The 23779-nt window shown below is 66.9% G+C and carries 21 protein-coding genes and 1 tRNA gene; 13 read left to right on the top strand and 9 right to left on the bottom strand.

Annotated features, from left to right (window positions below):
* The first annotated feature begins 73 nt into the window (after positions 1-73).
* The 3 genes from AC1RHV_RS14920 to AC1RHV_RS14910 are packed head-to-tail and all read left to right on the top strand — an operon-like array spanning position 74 to position 4082.
* Entirely contained in the window at positions 74-1564 is a 1491-nt protein-coding gene (locus tag AC1RHV_RS14920) for an FGGY family carbohydrate kinase (protein WP_492301196.1), read from the top strand.
* The gene (locus AC1RHV_RS14915) at positions 1561-3330 is read left to right on the top strand and encodes a glycerol-3-phosphate dehydrogenase/oxidase (RefSeq protein ID WP_054455124.1); all 1770 of its coding nucleotides are present in this window, start codon (positions 1561-1563) and stop codon (positions 3328-3330) included. The genes AC1RHV_RS14920 and AC1RHV_RS14915 overlap by 4 nt, the downstream gene beginning before the upstream one ends.
* Positions 3327-4082: a GntR family transcriptional regulator gene (locus tag AC1RHV_RS14910; protein WP_119452142.1), complete on the top strand. Its 756-nt coding sequence runs from the start codon at positions 3327-3329 to the stop codon at positions 4080-4082. The genes AC1RHV_RS14915 and AC1RHV_RS14910 overlap by 4 nt, the downstream gene beginning before the upstream one ends.
* 42 nt (positions 4083-4124) lie before the next feature.
* Here AC1RHV_RS14910 and AC1RHV_RS14905 read toward each other — a convergent pair whose 3' ends face one another.
* Both AC1RHV_RS14905 and AC1RHV_RS14900 read right to left on the bottom strand, forming a co-directional pair.
* The gene (locus tag AC1RHV_RS14905) at positions 4125-4445 is read right to left on the bottom strand and encodes a HigA family addiction module antitoxin (RefSeq protein WP_492301194.1); all 321 of its coding nucleotides are present in this window, start codon (positions 4443-4445) and stop codon (positions 4125-4127) included.
* 290 nt (positions 4446-4735) lie between these two features.
* Positions 4736-4810 (bottom strand) — tRNA-Arg (locus AC1RHV_RS14900).
* A 232-nt stretch (positions 4811-5042) separates the two neighbouring features.
* On the opposite strand from AC1RHV_RS14900, the gene AC1RHV_RS14895 reads away from it, so the two are divergent.
* Positions 5043-5942 (top strand): c-type cytochrome, encoded by a 900-nt coding sequence (locus AC1RHV_RS14895; protein ID WP_492301192.1) that lies wholly within the window; start codon positions 5043-5045, stop codon positions 5940-5942.
* A gap of 108 nt (positions 5943-6050) precedes the next feature.
* Here AC1RHV_RS14895 and AC1RHV_RS14890 read toward each other — a convergent pair whose 3' ends face one another.
* Positions 6051-6875, bottom strand: coding sequence for an IclR family transcriptional regulator (locus AC1RHV_RS14890; protein ID WP_054455132.1), 825 nt, complete (start codon positions 6873-6875; stop codon positions 6051-6053).
* Between the two features lie 160 nt (positions 6876-7035).
* Here AC1RHV_RS14890 and AC1RHV_RS14885 point away from each other — a divergent pair, with 160 nt between their 5' ends.
* The 3 genes from AC1RHV_RS14885 to AC1RHV_RS14875 are packed head-to-tail and all read left to right on the top strand — an operon-like array spanning position 7036 to position 10527.
* A complete protein-coding gene (locus AC1RHV_RS14885; RefSeq protein WP_492301190.1) occupies positions 7036-8106 on the top strand; it encodes a CobW family GTP-binding protein in 1071 nt (356 codons plus the stop codon).
* Positions 8087-9520 carry a dihydroorotase gene (locus tag AC1RHV_RS14880; RefSeq protein ID WP_492301764.1) on the top strand — a complete coding sequence of 478 codons (1434 nt, stop codon included), beginning with the start codon at positions 8087-8089 and terminating at the stop codon, positions 9518-9520. The genes AC1RHV_RS14885 and AC1RHV_RS14880 overlap by 20 nt, the downstream gene beginning before the upstream one ends.
* 41 nt (positions 9521-9561) lie before the next feature.
* On the top strand, positions 9562-10527 hold the full coding sequence (locus AC1RHV_RS14875) for a Bug family tripartite tricarboxylate transporter substrate binding protein (RefSeq protein ID WP_119452137.1): 966 nt from the start codon (positions 9562-9564) through the stop codon (positions 10525-10527).
* 90 nt (positions 10528-10617) lie between these two features.
* On the opposite strand, the gene AC1RHV_RS14870 is transcribed toward AC1RHV_RS14875, so the two are convergent.
* The 4 genes from AC1RHV_RS14870 to AC1RHV_RS14855 form a co-directional block, all read right to left on the bottom strand.
* A complete protein-coding gene (locus AC1RHV_RS14870; RefSeq protein WP_492301188.1) occupies positions 10618-12144 on the bottom strand; it encodes a 3-hydroxyacyl-CoA dehydrogenase in 1527 nt (508 codons plus the stop codon).
* Positions 12145-12174: 30 nt separating this feature from the next.
* Positions 12175-13404 carry a CaiB/BaiF CoA transferase family protein gene (locus AC1RHV_RS14865; protein WP_054455142.1) on the bottom strand — a complete coding sequence of 410 codons (1230 nt, stop codon included), beginning with the start codon at positions 13402-13404 and terminating at the stop codon, positions 12175-12177.
* A 182-nt stretch (positions 13405-13586) separates the two neighbouring features.
* Entirely contained in the window at positions 13587-14735 is a 1149-nt protein-coding gene (locus AC1RHV_RS14860; protein ID WP_054455144.1) for an acyl-CoA dehydrogenase family protein, read from the bottom strand.
* 47 nt (positions 14736-14782) lie between these two features.
* Positions 14783-15406, bottom strand: a complete 624-nt coding sequence (locus AC1RHV_RS14855; RefSeq protein WP_054455146.1) for a TetR/AcrR family transcriptional regulator — start codon at positions 15404-15406, stop codon at positions 14783-14785.
* A 194-nt stretch (positions 15407-15600) separates the two neighbouring features.
* Here AC1RHV_RS14855 and AC1RHV_RS14850 point away from each other — a divergent pair, with 194 nt between their 5' ends.
* Together AC1RHV_RS14850 and AC1RHV_RS14845 are read left to right on the top strand one after the other, a co-directional pair.
* Complete coding sequence (locus tag AC1RHV_RS14850) at positions 15601-16572, top strand: NAD(P)H-dependent flavin oxidoreductase (RefSeq protein WP_054455881.1); 972 nt, start codon at positions 15601-15603, stop codon at positions 16570-16572.
* The gene (locus tag AC1RHV_RS14845) at positions 16569-17309 is read left to right on the top strand and encodes an enoyl-CoA hydratase-related protein (RefSeq protein WP_054455148.1); all 741 of its coding nucleotides are present in this window, start codon (positions 16569-16571) and stop codon (positions 17307-17309) included. Before AC1RHV_RS14850 ends, AC1RHV_RS14845 begins: the two co-directional genes overlap by 4 nt.
* A gap of 46 nt (positions 17310-17355) precedes the next feature.
* Here AC1RHV_RS14845 and AC1RHV_RS14840 read toward each other — a convergent pair whose 3' ends face one another.
* Positions 17356-18189: an enoyl-CoA hydratase/isomerase family protein gene (locus tag AC1RHV_RS14840; protein ID WP_492301185.1), complete on the bottom strand. Its 834-nt coding sequence runs from the start codon at positions 18187-18189 to the stop codon at positions 17356-17358.
* Positions 18190-18302: 113 nt separating this feature from the next.
* Here AC1RHV_RS14840 and AC1RHV_RS14835 point away from each other — a divergent pair, with 113 nt between their 5' ends.
* The 3 genes from AC1RHV_RS14835 (at position 18303) to AC1RHV_RS14825 (ending at position 21517) form a co-directional block, all read left to right on the top strand.
* Positions 18303-19163, top strand: a complete 861-nt coding sequence (locus tag AC1RHV_RS14835; RefSeq protein ID WP_492301184.1) for an NAD(P)H-hydrate dehydratase — start codon at positions 18303-18305, stop codon at positions 19161-19163.
* A 120-nt stretch (positions 19164-19283) separates the two neighbouring features.
* A complete protein-coding gene (locus tag AC1RHV_RS14830) occupies positions 19284-19517 on the top strand; it encodes a hypothetical protein (protein ID WP_054455155.1) in 234 nt (77 codons plus the stop codon).
* Positions 19518-19903: 386 nt separating this feature from the next.
* Entirely contained in the window at positions 19904-21517 is a 1614-nt protein-coding gene (locus tag AC1RHV_RS14825) for an ABC transporter substrate-binding protein (protein ID WP_054455157.1), read from the top strand.
* A gap of 82 nt (positions 21518-21599) precedes the next feature.
* Here the strand turns inward: AC1RHV_RS14825 and AC1RHV_RS14820 are convergent, their stop codons facing one another.
* Positions 21600-22514, bottom strand: a complete 915-nt coding sequence (locus tag AC1RHV_RS14820) for a LysR family transcriptional regulator (protein ID WP_054455159.1) — start codon at positions 22512-22514, stop codon at positions 21600-21602.
* Positions 22515-22795: 281 nt separating this feature from the next.
* On the opposite strand from AC1RHV_RS14820, the gene AC1RHV_RS14815 reads away from it, so the two are divergent.
* Complete coding sequence (locus AC1RHV_RS14815; RefSeq protein WP_192352965.1) at positions 22796-23767, top strand: M14 family metallopeptidase; 972 nt, start codon at positions 22796-22798, stop codon at positions 23765-23767.
* The last annotated feature ends 12 nt before the right edge of the window (positions 23768-23779 follow it).

Genomic DNA, 23779 nt, shown 5'->3' with positions numbered 1-23779 from the left:
GCAGCCGGATTTTTTAGATTACTAGGGGAAACACTGCTATTCTGCGGGAAATATCTGTAGACAATGTTATGACATGAAAACAAACATCTACCTGGGCATAGACATGGGCTCCACGGGCTTGAAGGCGGTTGCCTTCGAGGCCGGGAGCGGGACCACACTGGCCGCATCGGGCGGCGCGCTGCCCTATCGGCAACTGGCGCAAGGCGGTTGCGAACTGCCCGCGGACGCCATCCAGACGGCGCTGGCGCGGGCCTTGCAAGGCGTGGCAACCCAGTTGGGTCCGCGCGTGGCCCACCTGCGCGCGCTGTGCTGCACCGGCCATGGCGCCGGCCTGTATGCGCTGGATGCAAGCGGCCAATTGCTGGAAGGCCGCGCGGTGGCATCGACCGACCAGCGCGCCGCCGCGCGCGCCCGGGCGCTGGGCCGCAACATGGGGGACGCACTGTATGACGAAGTCGGCTGCCGGCCGTGGTCAGGACAGTCGTCGCTGATCGCTGCCGAACTCTACGGCGCGGACGCCGCTCAACTCCGCCGCATCCGCCACCTGCTGTTCGCCAAGGACTATCTGGGATTCCTGTTGACCGGCGAAATCGCCACGGACGCCAGCGACGCCAGCACGGCCGGCCTGCTGTCGCTCAACACGGGGACTTGGTCCACGATGGCTTTCGAGGCCGCCGGCCTGTCCGGCCTGTCCGCCACGGCGCTGGCGCCCATCGCGCCCAGCGGCGCCGTGATCGGCCGGCTGCGGCCGGCCCAGGCGGCCGCTTTCGGTTTGCCCGCCGGCCTGCCCGTGGCGCTCGGCGCAATCGATCTGCTCGCCTCGCTGAAGGCGGTGAACGCGGAGCGCCAGGGGCACGCCGTGGCCGTGCTCGGCACCTGGTGCGTGAATGCAGTGGTGGCGCCGGCCCGCGAACCGAAGCCGGAGGTGGGCGCCATCGTCAGCTTCGGCGATCCGGACCGCAGGCTTTATCTGGAAAACAGCCCCTCATCGATGGCGAACGTGGCCTGGCTGGCGCGCACCTTGCAGTTCCAGGATGCGGCCGCGGCGGTGGATTGCGCGATGGGCGTGCCCCTGGGCGCCGACGGTCTGCGTTTTCTGCCCTTCATCAATGGCGGCAGCTGGCCGGCGGGAGCCTGCGCGGGTTACGTCGGCCTGCAAGGCCATCACACCCGCGCGCACATGGCGCGTGCCGTGGTGGACGCCGTGGTAGCGCTGCACGCGCGGCACCTGAAGCGCCTGGCGGCGCTTGGACTGGGCGTGCCAGACAAGGTCGCCGCGCTGGGCGGCGGCGCCCGGGACTTGCGTTTGGCGCGCCTGCTGGCGGGCTTTCTGGGCCACGCCGTGGAACGCTGCGGCGACGACGAAACCGGTGCGCGCGGCGCTGCGCTGTATGCCGCGCTGTCGCAGAACCCTGGCGGCGCCGACTTGCTGCCCGCCCCATGCGAACGGGTCGAACCCCTGGCCACCGAAGCGCAGGCGCACGCAGATTTCTACGCCAGCTTCCATGGCCTGGTGGACAGCATGGCCCCGGCTTTCGGCCATCTTGCGGGATCCGCGCGATGACTCCTCGCACATCCGCTTTCATGCGCCCGGCTTCGTTGGCGGGACGCCATTTTTCGACGGTGATCGTAGGCGCGGGCATCAACGGGGCTGGCGTGTTCCGCGACCTGTCGCTGCAGGGCGTGGATTGCCTGATCGTGGACAAGGACGATGTGGCCGCCGGCGCCAGCAGCGCGCCATCGCGCATGATCCACGGCGGCTTGCGCTACCTGGAAAGCGGATCATTTTCCCTGGTGGCGGAGGCCACGCGCGAACGCAATCTGCTGCTGCGCAATGCGGCGCATCTGGTGCAGCCGCTGGAAACCGTGGTGCCGCTATCCAGCCGCTTCGGCGGACTGTGGGGCAGCATGCTGCGCTTTGCCGGCCTGAACGCCTCGCCTGGCGCGCGGGGACTGTGCGTGGTGGGACTGGGCTTGCGCCTCTATGACAAGCTGGGCCGCAACCAGCGCGTCATGCCGGAACATCGCATCGAGCGCCTGCCGGCGGCGGACAGCGCGCTGTTCGGCGCGGCGGTGCGCTGGACGGCCACGTATTACGACGCCTGGATACGGCATCCGGAATGGCTGGTGCTGGAGCTGATCGACGATGCGCATCGCGGCCACCCGGCCTCGGTCGCGTCGAACTATTGCAGCGTGACGGCTTGCCAGGGCCGCGCCATTACCCTGCGCGATGCGCTGACCGGCGAATCCGTGCAAGTGACTGCCGACACGGTGGTCAACGCAACGGGCGCCTGGCTGGACCGCGCGGCTGGCGCCCTGGAAGGCGACGGCTCGCGCGTCATGGGCACCAAAGGATCACACCTGATCCTGGATCACCCCGCACTGCGCACCGCGCTCCAGGGACGCATGGCGTACTTCGAGGCGTCCGACGGCCGGGTGTGCATCGTCTACCCGTTCCTGGACCGAGTGCTGGTGGGATCCACCGACATTCCGGTGGATGATCCCGACCTCGCCGCGACCGAACCGGCGGAGATCGACTACCTGCTCGATGTACTGCATGAGGTGTTTCCCCGCCTGGACTTCAGCCGGAAGGACGTGGTCTACACTTACGTGGGCGTCAGGCCGCTGGCCCAGTCGGATGCCGACAAACCCGGGCAGATATCGCGCGACCACGCGGTGGTGATCGACCCGCCCAACTCGCGCCGCGAGGTGCCGATGGTGTGCCTGGTCGGCGGAAAATGGACGACGTTCCGTTCGCTGGCGCAACTGGCGGCCGACGCGGTGCTGCAGCAACTGGGCCGCGCGCGGCGGCAGTCGACCGAGCAGGTGGCGATCGGTGGAGGCGCGGGCATGCCCGCCGATGCGGCGGGACGGCAACGCTTTCTGGACAGCATTCAGGCCGCCACCGCGCTGGACCGCGGGCGCGTCGCCGAACTGTTCATGCGCTATGGTGCGCGGGCGGGCGCCGTGGCGGCGGATTTCGCCGCGGCGGGCGATAAGCCCTTGCGCCACGCGCCAGATCATTCAACGGCCGAGATCCGCTATCTGTGCCGCGAAACGTCTGTGCAGCACCTGGCCGACCTGGCGATCCGGCGCACCTTGCTGGCCATTCGCGGCCATGTCACGCCGGCACTGCTTGCGGAACTGGCGGATATCGCCGCAGCCGAGCTGGGCTGGAGCCCGGCGCGCCGGCAAGACGAGTTACGAGCCTGCACCGCGACGCTGCGGGACCGGCACTGTGTTCAACTTCCTCCAGACGAGGCGCCCTGGGCAGAGCCCGCCGATTCCGCCTTGGCTACAGGTTCGATTTCAAACTCTTTGACGACATGAGCAGCCCCATCTCCACCGAAGCCATATTGGACCGCAGCGCCGGCGCCCCGCTCTGGACACAGTTCCGCGACGTGGTGCGCGGCAAGATCCTGCAAGGCGAACTGGCCGTGGGCGACAAGCTGCCCACCGAGGCCGAGTTCGGCGAGCAATATGGCATTTCGCGCATCGTCGTGCGCGAAGCGCTGGCGGACCTGGTCCGCAACGGCCTGATCTACAAGATCCGCGGCCAGGGCGCCTTCGTGTCGGCGCGCGAGCGCGACGAAGACTTCGTGTCCACCGTGCTGGGCTTTTCGGACGAAATGGAGCGCAAGGGCCGCACGGTGCGCACCCAGGTGCTGCTGCAGGAACTGCGCGCCCCCACGGCGCACGAAGCCAGTTCACTGGGGCTGACCGAAGACAGCCAGGTGGTGGCGCTCAAGCGGTTGCGCAGCGTCGACGGCGAACTGCAATTGCTGGTGGAAACCGCCGTGCCCGCGGATCTGGTGCCGGGCCTGCACCGCACCCGCCTGGAAAACCGTTCGCTCTACGACGTGCTGCGCAGACAGTACGGCCTGCGCATCGTGCGCGCGGAACGTTGGATAGACGCGGTGCAACCGGACGCCCAGACCTGCGAATTGCTGGGCATGAAAGATCCCGAACCCTTGCTGCGCATCGAGTCCATCGCCTATGGCGCCAACGGGCGGGCGCTGGAGCACTACCGCGCCTTGCACCGCTGCAAGTCCAGCCGGCTGCATGTGCAGACTACTACCTGAGACGGCAGGAGGCTGGCCTGTTTGGCGATCAAATTGACAGGATCACTGCGCGGCTGCTGTCGAAGTCAACGACCTAACGGGCGGCTGCTCATGCTGTAGCGCCTGCCACAGATCATAGTTAGCCTGCATTGCGACCCAAGCCTGGGCAGTACTGGCCCCGGCATGCTCCAGACGGACGGCAAGATCCGGGCTGATCCCCGCCTTGCCGTTGAGAACTCGTGAAAGCGCCACGCGCGACATGGCCAGCCTGTCGGCAGCCTCGGTCACCGATAGCCCCAAGGGAACAATTACATCGTCCCGGAGAATTTCACCCGGATGCGGAGGGTTCTGCATCATGATTGGCCTTGAACGGCTGCTGGACATGCAATATGTCAGCCAAAACCTTCTGCGACAAGCCTCGTGTCTACCGCAGTTCTTGAAGTGGCATATCCTGAAGCATCCGTCCACGCAGATGGGCGCAAGACGTCAAGATGCTCTTCGAGCGCTACTCGAAGTGGATCGACAAGATCGCAAATCAGCCAGGGGAGAGACACGATGCGGCGGCTTGCTGCGCGGCATCTTCGGGCGAGGCAATCAGGCCTTCTGAACCGGAATCGGAACAGCCACATTCAGGCCCGGTGCGGACCCAAGCCATTCCTTAGTCTTGGATTTGGTGGCGCGCCCGACAGGAATCGAACCTGTATCAAGAGCTTCGGAAACTCTCATTCTATCCATTGAACTACGGGCGCAGCGCAAGGAGGCGGTATTGTACCCAGTTTTCGCTGAACTGCATGAACGGGATCAAATCTTCCGGCAAACTCAGCGAAAACCCCGTCGGTTGCATTGGACTCGTGTCTATGACACCGTTATATAATCCAGCGTTTGCTTGCAAGGCGGGCTCTTCATGCCGCCGACTTGTGCAGTACTGATTTTCTGTTGCCGCCGCCAGGCGCCCCCGGTACCCGTTAGCAGGATTTGGTCATGAGCAACGAGCAGGAACACATAGAAGAGCACTCCTCCCCCATCAAGACCCCGAAGCAACTGATCGTCACGATCGTCCTGTCTTTCGTGATCCCGATCGCCATCATCATCCTTTTGGTGAACATGGTGGTCTCGGGCAACAAAACAGGAGCGGGTTCGGACACGCTGTCCCAAGAAGCTGTCGCCAAGCGCATTGCCCCGGTCGCGGGTTTCCAGCTGGTCGATGCAAATGCCCCCAAGGTCTTCAAGACCGGCGAACAGGTCTTCGCCGCCGTCTGTACGGCCTGTCATACCGCCGGCGTGGCTGGCGCACCCAAGGTGGGCGATAACGCCGCCTGGGCGCCCTTCATCACCGCGGGCTACGACGCCATGATGAACGTGGCCCTGCACGGCAAGGGCGGCATGCCCGCCAAGGGTGGCAACCCCACGCTGTCCGACTACGAAGTCGCGCGCGCCGTGGTGTACATGGCCAACAAGTCGGGCGCTTCGCTGCCCGAACCCGCCGCTCCGGCCGCGGAAGGCGACAAGAAGGAAGCCGCTGCCGCTCCCGCCGCAGCGCCTGCAGCGCCCGCCGCTGCGGCAGCCCCGGCACCGGCCGCCGCCGCGCCTGCTCCCGCTCCGGCAGCCCAAGCCGCCGCGCCGCAAGCAGCGGCAGTCAATCCGGCTGGCGAAAAGCTGTACAAGAGCGTCTGTTTCGCCTGCCATGCCACCGGCGTGGCCAACGCCCCCAAGTTCGGCGACAAGGCCGCCTGGGAGCCCTACATCAAGACCGGCATGGACGCCATGGTGAAGGTCGCCATGCAAGGCAAGCCGCCGATGCCCCCGAAGGGCGGCGCGGCCAACGCCTCGGAAGACGACATCCGCGCAGCGGTGCAGTACATGGTGGATGCGGCCAAGTGAAGTAAGGCTCGCGGCCCATGATGAATAAAGCCCCTTGATCTGATCAAGGGGCTTTTTCTTTGCGCCAGACCGCGGGCGCGACTCGATTGCGAAGTCTTGTGCTGGCGCTCAGGCGCGCGCCACCCAGGCGCCTTCCACCTCGGCCAACTGGCTGCTGATCTGGCCGGCGGCCTCGATGACCGCCGCGCGGAACGGCTCGAGACGGCAATGCTCGGCGCGCACGATCAGGCTCAGCCCGGCCACCACGCGTTGCTCCAGAAAAATCGGCGCTGCAATGCCTATGGTCCCCGGCGTGATCTCGGAATCGCTGACGGCGACGCCCGCCTCGCGGATGGCATCAAGTTCCAGGCACAGGTCCTTCAGGCTCTTCCAGTGCGAAATGGCGCGCACTTCCTCTTCGTGGGCCAGGTACATGCGCTCCAGGGCGCGGCGGCTCTGGTGCGCCAGGATGACTTTGGAGGTCGCGCCGCGGAACATCGGCATGGTGGCGCCGCGTTCGTAGCGGCCCACGCGCGCGGCCGGGTCGCCGATTTCCTGGTGGATGCACATGACCTTGTCCTGGTAGCTGCGCGTGAGCACCGAGGCCGACGAGGGCGTGGTGGCCTCCACCAGCCGCCGCATCAGCGGCTCCGCCACCTTGAGCAAGGGGTCGCCATGGCGCATCAGCAGGTCGAAATGGGCAAACGTGGGCCCCAGCACGTAGCGCGCGCCCATCACCGGGGTCAGGAAATCCGCGCGCACCAGTTCCTGCACGTCGCGATAGGCCGAGCTGACGGACACATCCATTTCAACGGCGATTTCCTCCACCGACCATGCGGCGCTCCTGTCATAGAGCTGCAGGATGTGCAGTATCCGGTTGCGCGTCCTGATTTCACCCGCCACGTCGCCCTCTCTTTGTTGTTGCGCCTTTACGGCCCGCAATTTCGCATCCATTGCGAAATTTAATTTCTCCGCGATTCTAGCAGCGTCATCCCTCCCTCTGCCCCGAGGCTGTGGCGCGAAATCGCGGGGGGCTTGCCAAAGCGTCAACTCGATGCAAAAATTCATTTAATCGCAATGGTTGCGAATTTAATGTTTTTTGCAAAGGCGCATCATGGCAATCGATGGAACCTCCGAAACACGCATCCCGGTCACCTTGCTGACGGGATTCCTGGGCAGCGGCAAGACCACTCTGCTGAATCACTGGCTGCGCGATCCGGCGCTGGCCGATGCCGCGGTCATCGTCAACGAGTTTGGCGAGATCGGTATCGATCACGCGCTGATCGCCAGCAGTAACGACAACACCATCGAACTGAGCACGGGATGCCTGTGCTGCACCGTGCAGGGCGATCTGGTCGAGACGCTGCGCGATTTGCGCGCCAAGCGCAGCGCTGGCCAGATTCCGGCCTTCGACCGCGTCCTGATCGAGACCACGGGCATGGCCGACGTGGTGCCGGTCATCCAGGCCTTGATGACGTTTCCGGTGGCGCGCTCGTTTCGCCTGAACCGCGTGCTGACCGTGGTGGATGCCGTCAACGGGCCAGGCACCCTGGCGGCACACCCGGAAGCCATCAAGCAGGTGGCTGTGGCCGATGCCTTGATCGTCACCAAGACCGACCTGCCGGACGCGCGCGCCGCGGCGCTTGTGGACACGCTTGCGCAAGTCAACCCCGGCGCCAGGCGCCTGGTCTGCGACCCCGCCGCCCGGCCGGACGCCACCGTGCTGGACGGACCCGACGTCTATGACGTGGATGTGCTTCCGGAGCAGGCGCGGCAATGGCTCAATGCCGCGCCCTACGCGGACGGGCATGGGCATGGGCATGGGCGCCACCATGAACACACGCATGCGCATGACCATGCGCGCATCGACAGCTTCTGCCTGGACTTCGCCGCCCCCCTGCACTGGTCCCAGGTCAGCGCCTGGCTGGATGCGCTGGTCATGGCGCATCCCGACGAGCTGCTGCGCGTCAAAGGCATTCTGCACATCGCCGGCCACGAACGGCCCATCGTGCTGCAAGCGGTGCAGCGCCTGTTCCATCCGCCTGTCGAGTTGCCGCAATGGCCGGACGCGGACCGGCAATCCCGCATGGTTTTCATTACCAAAGGCCTGAGCAAGGACTACGTCATGCAGGTCTGGGACACGGTGCGCGAGCGCGCCCTCCCGCCTGCCGCCCGCGCGGCCTGATCGTTTCGGCATTCCCCATCACAAGGAAAACAGCATGGACACTTTGATCAAGAACGGCCTGGTGGTCACTCCCCAGGGACAGGTGCGCGCCTCTATCGGCATCCGCGACGGCAAGATCGCCGGCTTGTACGAGGCAGGCAGCGAACCCGAGGCGCGCAACGTCATCGACGCCAGCGGCCTGGCCGTATTGCCGGGCGCGATCGACATGCACTCGCACCACCGCCAGGGCTCGCAGAAGGGGTTCGAGTACAAGGACACCATCCTCACCGCCACGCAGCAATGCGCCGCTGGCGGCGTTACCACCAGCGTGGGCATGCCCAACGTCAATCCGCCGCCCAACTCGCTGGACCTGCTGGAAAAGCAGTTCGGCATCTACCGCAGCGATGCCGTGGTCGACTGGAACTTCAACCCGGCGCCGACGATAGAGTCGGAAATGGAAGCCATGACCGCCACGGGTATCGCCGCGTTCAAGATCTTCATGGTGGTGGACACGGGCCGAGACTACCCGCACATGCCCGGCATCGGCGTGCATGATCACGGCAAGCTGCTGCGCATCATGCAGCGCTGCGCCGAACTGGACGTGCCCTTGATGGTGCATCCCCACGACCAGGCCCTGATGGACGTGATCGAACAGACCTACTGGGACCGGGGCGAACGCGACGCTCTCGCCTATGCGCGCGCCTACGCCGCCCATGACGGCGTGATCTGGGAAACCGCCATTGCCACGCTGCTGCGCCTGCAGAAGGCGGCCGGCTGCCACCTGCACATCCTGCACACCCAGACCGCCGGCAGCGTGCAGCTCATCCGCGAGGCCAAGGCGGCAGGCCAGAAGGTCACCTGCGAAATCAATCCCTGGGCCCTGTTCCTGGGTTGCGAATGGTCGGCCATCCAGCGCCTGGGCTCGTATGCGCTGTCGTACTGGGTGCCGGAGAAGAACGTGCCCGGCTTGTGGGAAGGCCTGAACGACGGAACGATCGACATCATCGCCACCGACCATGCGCCGCACACGCGCGAAGAAAAGGAAGTGGGCTGGACCGATGGCTGGAAAGCCCATACCGGCACGCCATCGACGCAGTTCTACCTGAGCATGTTCCTGACGGCGGCCCAGGAAGGCAAGATCAGCCTGGAGCGCGTGGCCGAGGCATGTTCGGCCAAGCCCGCGGAATTGTTCCGACTGCGCAGCAAGGGTGAAATCCGCGCGGGCCTGGACGCCGATCTGGTGCTGGTCGATCTGGAGACGGAATACGAGGTGCGTGACGAGGACGTGCTCAGCCTGGTGGGCTGGAGCCCCTATGCCGGCCGCCGCCTCAAGGGCAAGCCGGTGCATACCATGGTGCGCGGCGCCACGGTATATGCGGACGGTAAAGTGGTCGGCGCCAAGGGCGGCGGCCAGATGGCTGCCGCGGTACGCTGAAGCCCAGGCCGCGCATCACTACGACACAAGGGGAAAACATCATGAATCGTCGTCAGTTCTCGCGGCTGTTGGCTTCTGCGCCATTGCTGCTGCCCACGTTGGTCCGCGCCCAGGATGGGACCGCCATCACGTTGATCGTGCCGTATCCGCCTGGCGGCAATACCGACTACGTGGCGCGCATTACCTCCGATTCGCTACGCCGCACCCTGGGTTCATCGGTCGTCGTGAAGAACCAGGCCGGCGCAGGCGGCACCATTGCCACCGATGCGTTGATACGTTCGCGCAACGACGGCAACACGCTGATGGTGGGCTCCATCGGCCAGGTTTCGCTGGTGCGGTTTTTGTTCAATGTGCGTTACGACCCGTTGAACGATCTGGTGCCGGTCGCCAACATCGCCAGCAATCCGCTGGTGCTCACGGTGCCGTCCAGTTCGCGTTTCCAGAGCCTGGCGCAACTGATCGAGTATGGCCGGGCCAAGCCGGGCGCGCTGACCGTCGCGCACGGCGGCGAAGGGTCGATGTCGCACATGTCGGTGCTGGTGTTTCTCAAGCGCGCGGGTGTCGAGGCGACACTGATCGGCTACCGGGGCGGCGCCCCCGCCCTGCTCGACACCATGGGCGGCACGACCGATCTGTACTCGGCCAACATCTCCGAAATCCTGCCGTACAAGGACAGCGGCCGCATTCGTTTCCTGGGCGTGTCCAGCCGCCAGCCCGTGCCTCAGTTGCCCGGCGTGCCGGCCATCGCCGACACCATCTCCGGACACGAAATCGAAACCTGGAACGGCCTGTTCGCGCCCCCTGGCACGCCCGCCGAAGTGGTGGACAGGCTGGCCGACGCCGTGCAGGTCATGCTGCGCGACCCGGAGGTGCTCAGCAAATTCGACGCGTCCGGCAGCCAGCCGCGGGCAGGCGAAGTAAAGGAGAAGTTCGCCCGGCGCATCCGCGACGACATCGCGCTATGGACGCCGCTGGTGTCCCTGATCGGGGTCAAGCCGGCGAACTGAGGCGGCCGGCGTCGCGAAAAAAAGCCCGCAAGACACGATGTCTTGCGGGCTTTTTCGCATGCCAGGACAACACCAGCCATGCACGCGGGATTACTGCTCGCCGGCCGCCTGGGTCAGCGACATGCCCAGCTGCACGCGGCGCTGCAGCCACAGGCTGGGGCGATAACGCGGATCGCCGGTCACGCGCTGCATGCTCTTCAGGATTTCCAGGATGCGGTCCGCGCCGAGCTTGTCGCCCAGGGCCAGCGGACCCACCGGATAGCCCAGGCCCAGCGTCACCGCCAGGTCGATGTCCTTGGGCGTGGCGATCTGCTGCTGCGCGATGTCGCTGGCGATGTTGACGATGGTGGCGACGATGCGCTGGGCGATGAAGCCAGGCGAATCCTCGATCACCGTGACGGGCACGCCGTCCGCAGCCAGCAGCGCGTGCGCGGCGTCGCGCCACTTGGCTTCGGTGGCGGGCGACACCATGATGGTGCGGCGCTTGGCGCTGTCGAAAGCGTAGAGCGTGTCCAGGCCGACCGTGCGGGCCGCGTTCAGGCCTTGCGCGGAAACGGTGGTGGAGACGTCTTCGCCGTAGGGCGTGACCAGGATGAGCGCGTCGGCGTCGGGCGTGGAACCGGTCACCAGCGTGGCGCCCAGCTTTTCGACCAGCGCAGCGGCGCGGGCGTAGCCTTCACCGTGCTTGGGGCTGACCCAGACCTTCAGGTTCTCGGGCAGCGCGGGCACGGGCGGCTCGGCCGGCACCTGCTTCTGGCCGTCGGCGTAGACGTAGAAGCCTTCGCCGGCCTTGCGGCCGATCAGGCCGCCGGCCAGGCGCACGGTGGTGATGGGCGACGGACGGAAGCGCGGTTCGTCGAAGAACTGGCGATAGATGGATTCCATGACGGGGTGGGACACGTCCAGCGCCGTCAGGTCCAGCAGTTCGAAGGGGCCCATGCGGAAGCCGGCCTGCTCGCGCATGACGGCGTCGACCTGGGCGAAGGTTGCCACGGCTTCCTGCGCCACGCGCAGGCCTTCGGTATTCATGCCGCGGCCAGCGTGGTTGACGATGAAGCCCGGCATGTCCTTGGCGCGCACGGGCGTGTGGCCCATGCGGCGCGCCAGCTCGGCCAGGGCGTCGCCGACTTCGGGCGCGCTGCGCAGGCCGTCGATGACTTCGACCACCTTCATCAGCGCGACCGGGTTGAAGAAGTGGTAGCCGGCCACGCGCTGCGGCCGCTTGCAGGCGGCGGCGATGGCGGTGATCGACAGCGACGAGGTGTTCGACGCCAGGATGCAGTCTTCGGCCACCACGCCTTCCAGCGCGGCAAACAGGTCACGCTTGACGTCCAGGCGTTCGACGATGGCTTCCACCACCAGCTGGCAGTTCGACATGTCGGTCAGCGCGGTGGCGGATTCCACGCGTTCCAGCGCGGCCTGCGCGTCGGCCGCGCTCAGCTTGCCCTTCTGGGCCAGCTTGTCCCAGGTCTGGCGCAACGATTCGCGCGCAGCCGCCACGGCATCGGCGCTGGTGTCGTACAGGCGCACGCGCAGCCCGGCCTGCGCCGCGATCTGCGCGATGCCGCGCCCCATGGCCCCGGCGCCGACGACGCCGATGGTTTGAATCTCCTTCATCAACACTCTCCTGCTTTTATTGGATGGGGTTCAGGCCCGGCTTTGCGCCAGCGCCAGGATTTCTTCGGCCGACAGGCCCAGCTTCTCGGACAGCACCTGTTCGGTGTGCTCGCCCAGCATGGGCGGCGGACGACGGTACTCGACCGGGCTGTCGGAAAACTTCAGCGGGCTGGAGGCAATGGGCACTGTGCCCGCGGTCGGATGCGGCATTTCGCGCTTCATGCCGCGCGCCAGGACCTGCGGGTCTTCGTAGACCTGGTCCAGCGTGTTGATGGGGCCGGCGGGAACGCCCACGCCTTCCAGCGCGGCCAGCCAGTGGTCGCGCGCGCCGGTGGCCATGCGTTCGGCCAGGAGCGGCACCAGTTCGGCGCGGTTCTTCACGCGCTGCGGATTGGTGGCAAAGCGCGGATCGGCCGACAGCTCGGGCAGGCCGATCGCGCCGCAGTAGTTGCGGAACTGGCTGTCGTTGCCGACCGCCACGATCAGGTGGCCGTCGCTGGCCGCGAAGACCTGGTAAGGCACCAGGTTCTGGTGCGCATTGCCGGCGCGCTTGGGCGCCACGCCCGAGGTCATGTAATTGAGGTTCTGGTTGGCCAGCATGCTGACCTGGCAGTCCAGCAGCGCCATGTCGATGTGCTGGCCCAGGCCGCTGCGCGAGCGCTCGTGCAGCGCGGCCAGGATGCCCACCGTGGAGTACATGCCGGTCATCAGGTCGGTCACCGCCACGCCCGCTTTCTGCGGCCCGCCGCCGGGCAGGTCATCGCGTTCGCCGGTGATGCTCATCAGCCCGCCCATGCCCTGGATCATGAAGTCATAGCCGGGGCGGCTGGCGTAAGGGCCGGTCTGGCCGAAGCCGGTGATGGAGCAGTAGATCAGGCGCGGGTTGAGCTCCTTCAGGCTTTCGTAGTCCAGGCCGTACTTGGACAGGCCGCCCACCTTGAAGTTTTCAACCAGGATGTCGCTTTGCAGCGCCAGTTCGCGCACCAGCTCGGCGCCGCGCGGCGAGGCGATGTCCAGCGCCACCGACAGCTTGTTGCGGTTGGCGGACAGGTAATACGCAGCTTCGGTGGTGTCGTTGCCCGCCTCGTCCTTCAGGTACGGAGGCCCCCAGGCCCGCGTGTCGTCGCCCGCGCCGGGGCGTTCGATCTTGATGACCTCGGCGCCGAGGTCGGCGAGGTTCTGGGTGCACCAGGGACCCGCCAGGACGCGGGTGAGATCCAGCACGCGTATGCCGGTAAGGGGAGCGGGACGTTGCGACATTAGTCTTTTCGCTAGAAGAGAAATGAAAACGTCCGGCTTGCGGCGGCGCGCAAGCCAGACTGGAATTCCGTCATGCCGGCGGCGCGCGGCCGCTGGCGCGTCATATGCCGGCGCGGCCATGGGCCGTGCGCCGGATCACCGTCAGTCATGCAGGATATTAGCCTCTTGCGCCGGGTCCGCGCTCAGGAATGCGCCTTGATGGTTTCGCGGGCGATCACCAGCTGCTGGATCTGCGAAGTGCCTTCGAAGATGCGGAACAGACGCACGTCGCGGTAGAAGCGCTCGACCGCGTACTCCGACATGTAGCCGGCGCCGCCGTGGATCTGCACCGCACGGTCAGCCACGCGGCCCACCATTTCGGTGGCGTACAGCTTGCAGCAAGCGGCCTGCATGGTGGTGTTCTCGCCGCGGTCGCGCATGCGGGCGGCGTCCAGCACCATGCAGCGCGCGGCGTAGAGTTCGGCCTGGCTGTCGGCGATCATGGCCTGGATCAGCTGGAATTCGGCGATGGGTTGGCCGAATTGCTTACGCTCAATGGCGTACTTCACGGCATCGCTCAGCAGGCGGTCGGCGATGCCCACGCACAGCGCCGAGATATGCAGGCGGCCCTTGTCCAGCACCCGCATCGAGGTGCGGAAACCGTTGCCCTCTTCGCCGCCCAGCAGCGCGCTGGCCGGGACGCGGCAGTTGTCGAACACCACGTCGCTGGTCAAGGCGCCGGCCTGGCCCATCTTCTTGTCGGGCTTGCCGATGGTCAGGCCGGGCGTGCCTGCTTCGACCAGGAAGCACGAAATGGAATTGGCGCGACGTTCCGGCGCGGTGCGGGCCATGACAGAGAACAGGCCGGCGATGGGCGCGTTGGTGATGTAGCGCTTGGTACCGTTGAGCACATAGCTGTCGCCGTCGCGCACCGCGGACAGGCGCAGCGCCATTGCGTCGGAACCTGCGTCGGGTTCGGTCAGCGCGAACGAGCCGATCAATTCGCCGCTGGCCAGCTTGGGCAGGTAGCGGGCGCGCTGCTCGTCGGTGCCGGCCAGCACGATGGCCTGCGAGCCGATGCCGATGTTGGTGCCGGCCAGCGAACGGAACGCGGGCGAGGTCTGCCCCAGTTCGAAGACCACTCGCACTTCCTCTTCCATGGTGAGGCCCAGGCCGCCATGGTCGGGCGAGATGGACAGGCCGAACAGGCCCAGGTCGCGCATCTCGTTGACGATGTCGGGCGGCACCTGGCCGCTTTCGGCGAGTTCGTCTTCGGCGGGGATCAGGCGTTCGTGCACGAAGCGGCGCACGGCGTCCAGCAACAGGTTCAGGGTTTCGGTATCAAGGGCCATGGTGGGAGTCTCAAGAAGATACGGGGCAAGCCGGGGACAGCCGCGCCTCAGGCGCGCATGCCTCCGACCAATAGATCGAAATAGCCGGCGGCGATGGCTTCGGCGCTGTCGCCCTGGCCGGGCTTGTACCAGCGCACCATCCAGTTCAGCATGGACAGCACGGCGCGGCCCGCGGCGGCCACGTCCAGCGCGCGGAACTCGCCGGCGGCGACGCCTTGCGCGATCAGTTCGCGCAGGCGCTTCTCGTAGCCGTCGCGCAGCCGGGCGGCGTCTTCGCGTTCGGTCAGGGCCATGCCGGAATAGCCGATCAGCATGGTGACGAATTCGGCGTGGTGCTGCTCGAAGTAGCGCGCGTGGCCCACCATGAAGGCGCGCAGCCGGGCCGTGGCGCCCTCCGCCCGCGCCACATCCTGGGCGACGGCCTGCGTCAGGCCGCTGAGCACGGCCAGGATGATGGCGTCGTAGATGTCCTGCTTGGTGGTGTAGTAGTGGTAGATGGCCGCCTTGGACACGCCGAGCGCGCCGGCCAGGTCGGATACCGAACTGCCGTCGTAGCCGCTTTGGGCAAAGAGCTTGGCGGCTTCTTCCAGGATGCGTTCGCGCGGGGCCGCCACGGTGGGCGGCCGGCCGGCGCGGGCGCGTTTCTGGGCGGGAGGGGCGGAGGTCGCCATGGCAGCCTTTGCAAGGGCCGCGCCGCAGCTGCCGGAGGGACTCGCGTACCTCCATTGACAGCGCTTCAGCGCATGCCGTTTAATAAGGATTAATTAATTACCGGACGGTCGGTAGGTAATTATAGGCACACCCGCCAACGGTGTTCAAGTCCCGATGTTCAAGTTCTCCCGTGACCTTTTTCCGCGACGAAGCCATGCCCCACTCTCTCGTGACTGATTTGTACGGCCAGATGTCCCTGCCGGTCATCTGCGCCCCGATGTTCATCGTGTCCAATCCCAAGCTGGTGGTGGCGCAGTGCACCAGCGGCATCGTGGGGTCGTTCCCCGCGCTGAACGCGCGTCCGCAGAGCCTGCTGACCGACTGGCTGGACGAAGTCCAGGCCGGCCTGGCGTCGCACCGCGAGGCCAACCCCGGCGCGACGGTGGCGCCGTTTGCGGTCAACCAGATCATCCATCAGTCCAACGACCGGCTGGAGCAGGACCTGGCCGTGTGCGCCAGCCACCGCGTGCCGCTCATCATCACCAGCCTGCGCGCCCCCGGCGACCTGGTCAAAGGCATCCATGACTGGGGCGGCAAGGTGTTCCATGACGTGACCACCATCCGCCACGCCGAAAAGGCGCTGGAAGCCGGCGTGGACGGCCTGATCCTGGTGTGCGCCGGCGCTGGCGGCCATGCGGGCACGCTCAGCCCCTTCGCGCTGGTGTCCGAAGTGCGCCGCTTCTATGACGGCCCGCTGATCCTGTCGGGCGCGATCACCTCGGGTGCGCACATCCTGGCCGCGCAGGCCATGGGCGCGGACTTCGCCTATATGGGTACGCGCTTCATCGCCAGCGAGGAAGCCAACGCCAGCGAAGGCTACAAGTCCGCCATCGTGGACGCCAGCGCCTCGGACATCCTGTATACCCCGTTCTTCACCGGCATTCCCGGCAACTACCTGAAGGCCAGCATCGCCGCCGCCGGCCTGGACCCGGCCAACCTGCCGCAGCCAGACAGCGGCGCGTCCAATTTCGGCTCCACCCGGGTCAAGCCCTGGAAGGACATCTGGGGCGCGGGCCAGGGCGTAGGCGGCATCGCCAGCGTGCTGCCGACCCGCCAGATCGTGGACACGCTGCGCAGCGAATACGCGGACGCCAAGTCCCGCCTGGCCGACGGTTTCGGCGCATGAGCGCCGGCCTGCAGGTCAGCCGCGACGGCGCGGTGCTGACGCTGACCATCAATCGCCCGGACCGCCGCAACGCGCTGGATACGGCCACTTATGCCGCCCTGACCGAGCAGATCACTCTGGCATGCGCCGACACGGCGCTGGCGGCAGTGGTCCTGACCGGCGCGGGCGAGCATTTCACGGCGGGCAATGATTTGCGCGACTTCCAGGCGGAACGCGGCGCTGGCGACAGCGCCGCCTTGACCTTCCTGCGGGCGCTGGTCATGGCGGACGTGCCGGTCATCGCCGCAGTCGAAGGCTATGCCATCGGCATCGGCGTGACCCTGTTGCAGCACTGCGATTTCGTCCACATCGGCGAAGGCGCCACTCTGCGCATGCCGTTCGTGGCGCTGGGGCTGTGCCCGGAAGGCGCTTCCAGCCTGCTGATGCCGCGCCTGGCCGGCGCCCGCCGCGCCGCTGAATGGCTGTTGCAGGGCAAGGCCTTCACGGCGCAGGACGCCTGCGACGCCGGGCTGGCCACTTCGGTCACGCCCAAGGGCCAGGCGCTGGCGGCGGCGCAAGCCACCGCCGCCGACCTGGCGCGCCAGCCGCCGGCCGCGCTGCGCCTGACCAAGGCCATGCTGCGCCGCCCGGACCGCCAGGCGATCCAGGACACGCTGGACTATGAAGCCCAGCAATTCCGCATCCGCCTGCAATCCGAGGAAGCGCAGGCGGCGTTCGCGAAGTTCTTCAAGAAGTAGGAAAGCCGGATTGCGCGCCCTAGCCTGGCGCGCGTAATCCGTCGCCTCAGAACGGCGAATCCGGCCGGAAGTTCGGGGCGCGGCGTTCGCGCAGGGACTGGATCCCTTCGCGAACGTCCGGACCGCCAAAGCCCATGAATTCCAGCGCCAGCGACGTATCGAAGCTGGGTCCGGCCATGCGCAACCAGTTGTTCAGCGAGTACTTGGTCCAGCGGATGGCGGTCTGGGAACCGGCGGCCAGCTTGTTGGCGACCGCGAAGGCGCGGCCGATGAGTTCGGCCTCGTCCACGCACAGCGACACCAGGCCGATGCGCTCGGCTTCCTCGCCGGTCACGGTTTCGCACAGCATCAGGTAGTACTTGGCGCGCGCCATGCCGCAAAGCAGCGGCCAGACGATGGCGGCGTGGTCGCCAGCCGTCACGCCCAGGCGGGTATGGCCGTCGATGATGCGCGCGTCGCGCGCCGCGATTGAGATGTCGGCCAGCAGGCCGGCCACCAGGCCCGCGCCCACGGCCGCGCCATGCATGGCGGACACGATGGGCTTGTTGCAGTTGATGATGTTGTAGACCAGGTCGCGAGCCTCGCGCCAGACGCGGGTGCGCACGTCGAAGTCGTCCGCCATCTGCTGCACCAGGTCCAGGTCGCCCCCGCCCGAAAAGCCCTTGCCCTCGCCGCGGATCACCACCACCCGGGTGTCCGGGTCGGTGTCGATATCGCGCCAGATGTCGGCCAATTCGCGGTGCATGCGGTCATCGGCGGTGGACAGCTTGCCCGGCATGCCGCCCTTGGCGCCCATGATCACCTCCAGCACCCCGCCGGGGTGCCGGCGCAGTTTCAGGGACTCATAGGCGGAATAGTGTTCCAGCGTGATGTCGCTCATGTTCGTCTCCACGTAATCTTGTCTTGAGGCCGGGCCGGATGCCGGCCGGTTTGGGCGCACTATAGTAGATACGCGCTTTCGCGCCACGCCGCCATCCCCAGGAGCCTCAGCCCATGAACACTACCGCCCCGTCCGCCGGCGGCGCCATCGACCGCGCCGCCCTGCCCGCCCTGTTCGCGCCGCGCGGCCAGGACACCCACAAGGGCAGTTTCGGCACAGTGGGCGTGGTGGGCGGCGGCCCGGGCATGACGGGCGCGGCGCTGCTGGCCGCGCGCGCCGCCCTGAAGACCGGCGCCGGCAAGGTGCTGGTCGGCTTCGCCCAGGACGCCGCGCCGCTGGCCTGCGATCCACTGCAGCCCGAACTGATGCTGCGCGACGCCCGCTCGCTGCTGGAACAAGACTGGGGCGTCACCGCCTGGGTGGCGGGCTGCGGCATCGGCACGGACGCCCTGGCGGCCAACGCCTTGTCCGAACTGTTCGTGCTGCGCCGCGGCTCGCCCCTGGTGCTGGACGCGGACGGCCTGAATCTGCTGGCCCGCGGCGACATCCAGCCCAACTGGGGCGAGGGCGCCGTGGTGCTGACGCCTCACCCGGCCGAGGCCGGGCGGCTGCTCTGCATGGACACGGCCGAGGTGCAGGCCGACCGGCCGGCCGCCGCCAGGAAACTGGCCCAGCGCTACCGCGCCTGGATCGTACTGAAGGGCGCGGGCACCGTGGTCTGCTCCCCGGATGGCGATCTGCGGGTCAATACCAGCGGCAATCCGGGGCTCGCCACCGCCGGAACCGGGGACGCATTAGCGGGCATGCTGGGCTCGTTGATCGCCCAGAAGCTGCCGCTGGAGCAGGCGGTCGCCGGGGCAGTCTGGCTGCACGGCGCGGCCGCCGACGCGCTGGTCGCCCAGGGTGTCGGCCCCATCGGACTGACCGCCGGAGAGCTGGCGGATGCCGCCCGCGCCCTGCGCAATGGCGGCTAAGTCCCTGCGGCATAAACATTTTTACAACATATAGGGGTTTACCCTAGAAATGGCATTGCTTTTGTTCTAGGGTTATCCCTATAATGGTTTACCCCAAGACGAAACGGACTGGAGCAAACCATGAGCGAACTGACCCTGAACCACACTGCCCGCCTGACCGACGCGCTGGAGCGTGACCTGCTCCGCGGCGCCCTCGAGAACCAACCGAATTCCCATCCGCTGACCAGCCTGAAGAAGGCCGGCCAAGCCGTAGTGGCAGCTGTTGCCGCCGTGTTTTCCTTCATCGACGAAGTGAACGAGTCGATGAACAAGGCCCGCGCCGCCAGCTCGCGCTTCTCCGGTTCGCAGTGGTAAGCCCTGCCGCGCCGGCCTGAGTCGCGATCGATCTCCCGCGATTCAGCCTGGCGCGACCCCGCCGCAACGCCCGCCGGTTTCCCGGCGCCCCTTGCGGCGGTTCTTCGGCGCCCAGCCCCTCACCCGGGCGCCATCGCGCCGCGCAGGCCTCCAGACGAGGCAGCGCGGCGCCCTCTTTCCCCCTCCCTCTCCGCGTTTTCCCTAGCGCCGCGCTTGCCATTGCGCATTGACAGTGCGCGAAGCCCCTACCGATAATCGGCCCCTTGCCGTCGTGCCCGGCGCCAAAACCCCCTGAGCCCCTTCCAGGCGAGGCCGCCCGCGCGGCTGGCGCAGGCCGGTTTACACGCAGGCGCGATCCGGTTCGTTCCCCATCCGGAGTTGTCACCATGAAGTTGCGTACCACCCTGGCCCTTGCGGCCGCCGCCATTCCCCTGGCCGCCGCCCAAGCCCAGACGCTGAAGATCGGCCTGTCGGCCGAGCCCACCTCGGCGGATCCCCACTACCACAAGATGACGCAGAACGACGCCTTCTCTGCGCACGTCTACAGTTCCCTGGTGGGCCGCAGCGCCGACATGAAGCTGGTTCCGGCCCTGGCCACCTCCTGGAAAACGCTGGACGACCAGACCTGGGAATTCAAGCTGCGCGACGACGTCAAGTTCTCCAACGGCAAGCCGTTCACGTCCGAAGACGTGCTGTTCACCATCTGCCGCACGCTGAACAACGAAACCAACGTGTCGCAGTCCTATATGGACATGACCAAGCGCATCACCGACGTGCAGACGCCGGACGCGCACACCGTCATCATCAAGACCGGCGAACCCTTCCCGCTGATGCCCGCCGAACTGGCGCGTTCGCTGCCCATCGTCTGGAACGGCATCGTCGAACACGGCAAGCTCACGTTCGACCCCAAGAAGGGTTGCGGCGTGACCGGCCCCTGGCCCACCGTGGCCGACTTCAACAACGGCAAGGACGCCATCGGCACCGGCCCGTACACCCTGAAGTCCTACGTCAAGGGCACCGGCATCGAGCTGGTCCGCAATGAAAACTACTGGGGTCCCAAGCCGTACTGGAAGGAAGTGAAGTTCGTGCCGGTGCCGTCGGCCGGCCCGCGCCTGACCGGCCTCTTGTCCGGCGACTTCGACATGATCGAAAACCCCGCCGCCCGCGACCTGCCGCGCCTGAAGGACAACCCCAAGTTCGGTTTCGTCGCCACCCCGTCGACCCGCCTGGTGTTCTTCCAGCCTGACGTGGGCCGCAACCCGAGCCCCTTCGTCAAGAGCGCCGACGGCAAGAACCCGCTGCAGGACCTGCGCGTGCGCAAGGCGATTTCGATGGCCATCGACCGCAAGACCATCACCGCCCGCATCATGGACGGCATGGCCACGCCCGCCTTCCAGTACATGCCCGACGGCATGTTCGGCGCGCTGCCCCAGGCGCCGGAAATCAAGTTCGACCCGGAAGGCGCCAAGAAGCTGCTGGCCGAAGCCGGCTACCCGAACGGCTTTGAACTGACCCTGTCGTCGACCAACGACCGCTACGTCAACGACGGCCAGGTGGCGCAAGCCGTGGCCCAGTACCTGGCCCGCGTCGGCATCAAGACCAATGTGGACGCCATGACGGCCTCCATCTATTTCCCCAAGCGCGCCAAGCGCGAGTTCAGCTTCTCGATGGGCGGCTGGCCGGCGGAAACGGGTGAAGCCTCGGCCCTGTTCCAGCTGTGGGTGGCATCCCTGGATTCCCCCAACAGCCTGGGCACCAGCAACTACGGCGGTTTCAGCAATGCCGACTTCGACAAGGTCTACAAGGAAGCCATCGTGACGGTGGACGCGCCCAAGCGCGAGAAGCTGCTGCAGCAATCCACCCAGATCGCGCTGGACAACGTGCCGCTGATCCCGCTGCACTTCGAAAGCAGCATCTGGGCCTTCCGCAAGGGCATCACCTACGAAGGCCGCCGCGACCAGTACACGCTGGCCACTTCGGTCACGCCCGAAAAGAAGTAATCAGGTCCGCCTGAACGAAGAACGGCTGCCCCAGGGCAGCCGTTTTTTTGCCTGGGCGGAGGACTTCTGCGTCCTTGGCGGACTATGCGGCCGCCCTGCCTTGCAGCGCGTCGTCCAGCTCCCGCGCCAGCAATTCGACAAAGGCCTCGGCCGCTGGCGGCAACACCCGGCCCGGCATGACCTGGATCTGCAGGGTGCGCGATTGCAGCTCGGCATTGGAAATCGGCACGGCGATCAGCTCGTCGCGCCGCAGGCTCCAGGCCACCGAGATATAGCCGCTGAGCATGATGGCGTCCGACCCGAAGACGAAGCCGTGCAGGGGCGAGGAATCGTTGCAGGTCAGCGCTGGCTCCAGCTGCACCGACTCCAGCGCGCAGCCCATCTCGAACAGCTGGCGCGTGGTGGTGCCCGGCCCGGTCAGCGCCAGCGGATACTGGCTGAGATCCTGCAGGCTGACGCTGGCGCGCCCCGCCAGCGGATGGTCGGCCGCCATCACCGCATGCACCGGCGCGCGGCGCGAATAGCGCGGACTGACCCCGCCGATGCGTTCGGCAATGAAGACCATGCCCAGTTCCACGCTGCCTTCGGCCACCCGGCGGCTGACTTCGGCCGGCGACCCCACGTGCAGGTCGAAGCGGATGTTGGGCCAGTCGCGACGAAAACGCGCCATCACCGAGGGCAGGAAGATCCGCGCCACGCCCTCGACAGAGGCCACCCGGATCTCGTTGCGCGCGGCGCCCTTGATGGCGGCGATTTCCTGCAGGACGGAATCGGCTTCCAGCATGGTGCGGCGGGCATGCGCCAGCAGCAGCTGGCCCGCTTCGCTCAGGACCATGCCGCGCGCGGCGCGCTCGAACAGCGGCGCGCCCGCCTCTTCCTCCAGCTTGGCGATCTGCCGGCTGATGGCCGACACCGCCACATGCAGGCGCTCGGACGCGCCGCTCAGGCTGCCCGCCTGGGCGACCTCCAGAAAATACTTCAAGGCGATGCCGTGCACGTCAGCCCTCGCGGTTCTCAGAGAATGGGAATGGGGAACAAGCTTTGCCTTTTCTGCAAAGCTCGAGATAAATATTCTAATTGTAGAGAAAGCAGCCAAGCTCCTAGAATTCGCCCAATACTCAAAGGCGGCGCGCGCCTGACGCGCCCTATATATAAGGGAAAACCCGTGCTAGCAGCCTGTTTCAGCGCCCGTCGCGCCGCGGCGCCCGCTCATGCCGGCCGCTAGCCGCCCCCCCAGCGCCATCGCCTATACAATCCCGTCGCTTCATCGGAGTTCCCATGCCCACGTCCGCCCCCGCGTCCACACCGCGTCCATTTCTACTTGCCTGTCCGAACTTGTCGGCAGAGCGGGTGGGCAACACGGATACCCCGGGGGTCTGGCATTTCGATTCGGGCGTGCCGGGCAAACGCGTCATGCTGAGCGCGCTGATCCACGGCAATGAACTCTGCGGCGCCTGGGCGCTGAAGGACGCGCTGGCGGCGGGCCTGCGCCCGCGCCGCGGTTCGCTGACGCTGGCGTTCTGCAACCTGGCGGCGTTCGATCGCTTCGACCCTGCGAATTACGCGCCCGCGCGCTTCGTCGACGAAGACATGAACCGCGTCTGGAGCGACGACAAGCTGAGCGTGCCGACCAGCCAGGAACGCCGCCGCGCCGCCGAGATCCAGCCCTGGGTCGAGCAGGCCGACTGGCTGCTGGATTTCCATTCGATGAGCAATTCCGACGTGCCGCTGCAGCTGACCGGCATGGAGCAACGCAATATCGACCTGGCGCTGGCCCTGGGCAACCCCGCCACCATCATCGCCGACGCCGGCCACGCCGCGGGCGTGCGCATGCGCGACTACGGCCGCTTCGGCGAAGCCGGCGACAACGGCACCCGTTCCCTGCTGATCGAATGCGGCTTCCATGGCGCGCCCGAAGCGCGCGGCGTGGCTGTCGACCAGCTGGCGCGCTTCCTGGTGGAAGCGGGCACGGTGGACCGCGGCGACCTGCCCGCGGATTGGTTCGCCCCCGCCGCGTCCACGCAGCGCGCACTGCGCGTGACGCATGCGATCGCCGCCAAGAGCGCCGATTTCCGCTTCGCCCAGCCCTGGAAGGGCCTGGAAACGCTGGCCCGCGCCGGCGACCTGATCGGCTGGTCCGAGGGCGAGCCCGTCGTCACGCCTTATGACGATTGCGTGCTGATCATGCCTTCCACCGCCAATCTGCGGCCCGGCGTGACCGTCGTCCGGCTGGCGCAGCCCATCGCCTGAAGACCCGCGGCG

It is taken from the genome of Achromobacter sp. GW823-FHT04E03, assembly GCF_058796095.1.
Note: the sequence above shows the minus strand (reverse complement) of the source record. Positions and strands in the feature narration are given on the sequence as shown.

Bases quoted from the DNA above. Each gene is read 5' to 3' on its own strand.
- AC1RHV_RS14920 (WP_492301196.1), top strand. From the start codon at position 74: ATGAAAACAAACATCTACCTGGGCATAGACATGGGCTCCACGGGCTTG.
- AC1RHV_RS14915 (WP_054455124.1), top strand. From the start codon at position 1,561: ATGACTCCTCGCACATCCGCTTTCATGCGCCCGGCTTCGTTGGCGGGA.
- AC1RHV_RS14910 (WP_119452142.1), top strand. From the start codon at position 3,327: ATGAGCAGCCCCATCTCCACCGAAGCCATATTGGACCGCAGCGCCGGC.
- AC1RHV_RS14905 (WP_492301194.1), bottom strand. From the start codon at position 4,445: ATGTCCAGCAGCCGTTCAAGGCCAATCATGATGCAGAACCCTCCGCAT.
- AC1RHV_RS14895 (WP_492301192.1), top strand. From the start codon at position 5,043: ATGAGCAACGAGCAGGAACACATAGAAGAGCACTCCTCCCCCATCAAG.
- AC1RHV_RS14890 (WP_054455132.1), bottom strand. From the start codon at position 6,875: ATGGATGCGAAATTGCGGGCCGTAAAGGCGCAACAACAAAGAGAGGGC.
- AC1RHV_RS14885 (WP_492301190.1), top strand. From the start codon at position 7,036: ATGGCAATCGATGGAACCTCCGAAACACGCATCCCGGTCACCTTGCTG.
- AC1RHV_RS14875 (WP_119452137.1), top strand. From the start codon at position 9,562: ATGAATCGTCGTCAGTTCTCGCGGCTGTTGGCTTCTGCGCCATTGCTG.
- AC1RHV_RS14870 (WP_492301188.1), bottom strand. From the start codon at position 12,144: ATGAAGGAGATTCAAACCATCGGCGTCGTCGGCGCCGGGGCCATGGGG.
- AC1RHV_RS14865 (WP_054455142.1), bottom strand. From the start codon at position 13,404: ATGTCGCAACGTCCCGCTCCCCTTACCGGCATACGCGTGCTGGATCTC.
- AC1RHV_RS14860 (WP_054455144.1), bottom strand. From the start codon at position 14,735: ATGGCCCTTGATACCGAAACCCTGAACCTGTTGCTGGACGCCGTGCGC.
- AC1RHV_RS14855 (WP_054455146.1), bottom strand. From the start codon at position 15,406: ATGGCGACCTCCGCCCCTCCCGCCCAGAAACGCGCCCGCGCCGGCCGG.
- AC1RHV_RS14850 (WP_054455881.1), top strand. From the start codon at position 15,601: ATGCCCCACTCTCTCGTGACTGATTTGTACGGCCAGATGTCCCTGCCG.
- AC1RHV_RS14845 (WP_054455148.1), top strand. From the start codon at position 16,569: ATGAGCGCCGGCCTGCAGGTCAGCCGCGACGGCGCGGTGCTGACGCTG.
- AC1RHV_RS14840 (WP_492301185.1), bottom strand. From the start codon at position 18,189: ATGAGCGACATCACGCTGGAACACTATTCCGCCTATGAGTCCCTGAAA.
- AC1RHV_RS14835 (WP_492301184.1), top strand. From the start codon at position 18,303: ATGAACACTACCGCCCCGTCCGCCGGCGGCGCCATCGACCGCGCCGCC.
- AC1RHV_RS14830 (WP_054455155.1), top strand. From the start codon at position 19,284: ATGAGCGAACTGACCCTGAACCACACTGCCCGCCTGACCGACGCGCTG.
- AC1RHV_RS14825 (WP_054455157.1), top strand. From the start codon at position 19,904: ATGAAGTTGCGTACCACCCTGGCCCTTGCGGCCGCCGCCATTCCCCTG.
- AC1RHV_RS14815 (WP_192352965.1), top strand. From the start codon at position 22,796: ATGCCCACGTCCGCCCCCGCGTCCACACCGCGTCCATTTCTACTTGCC.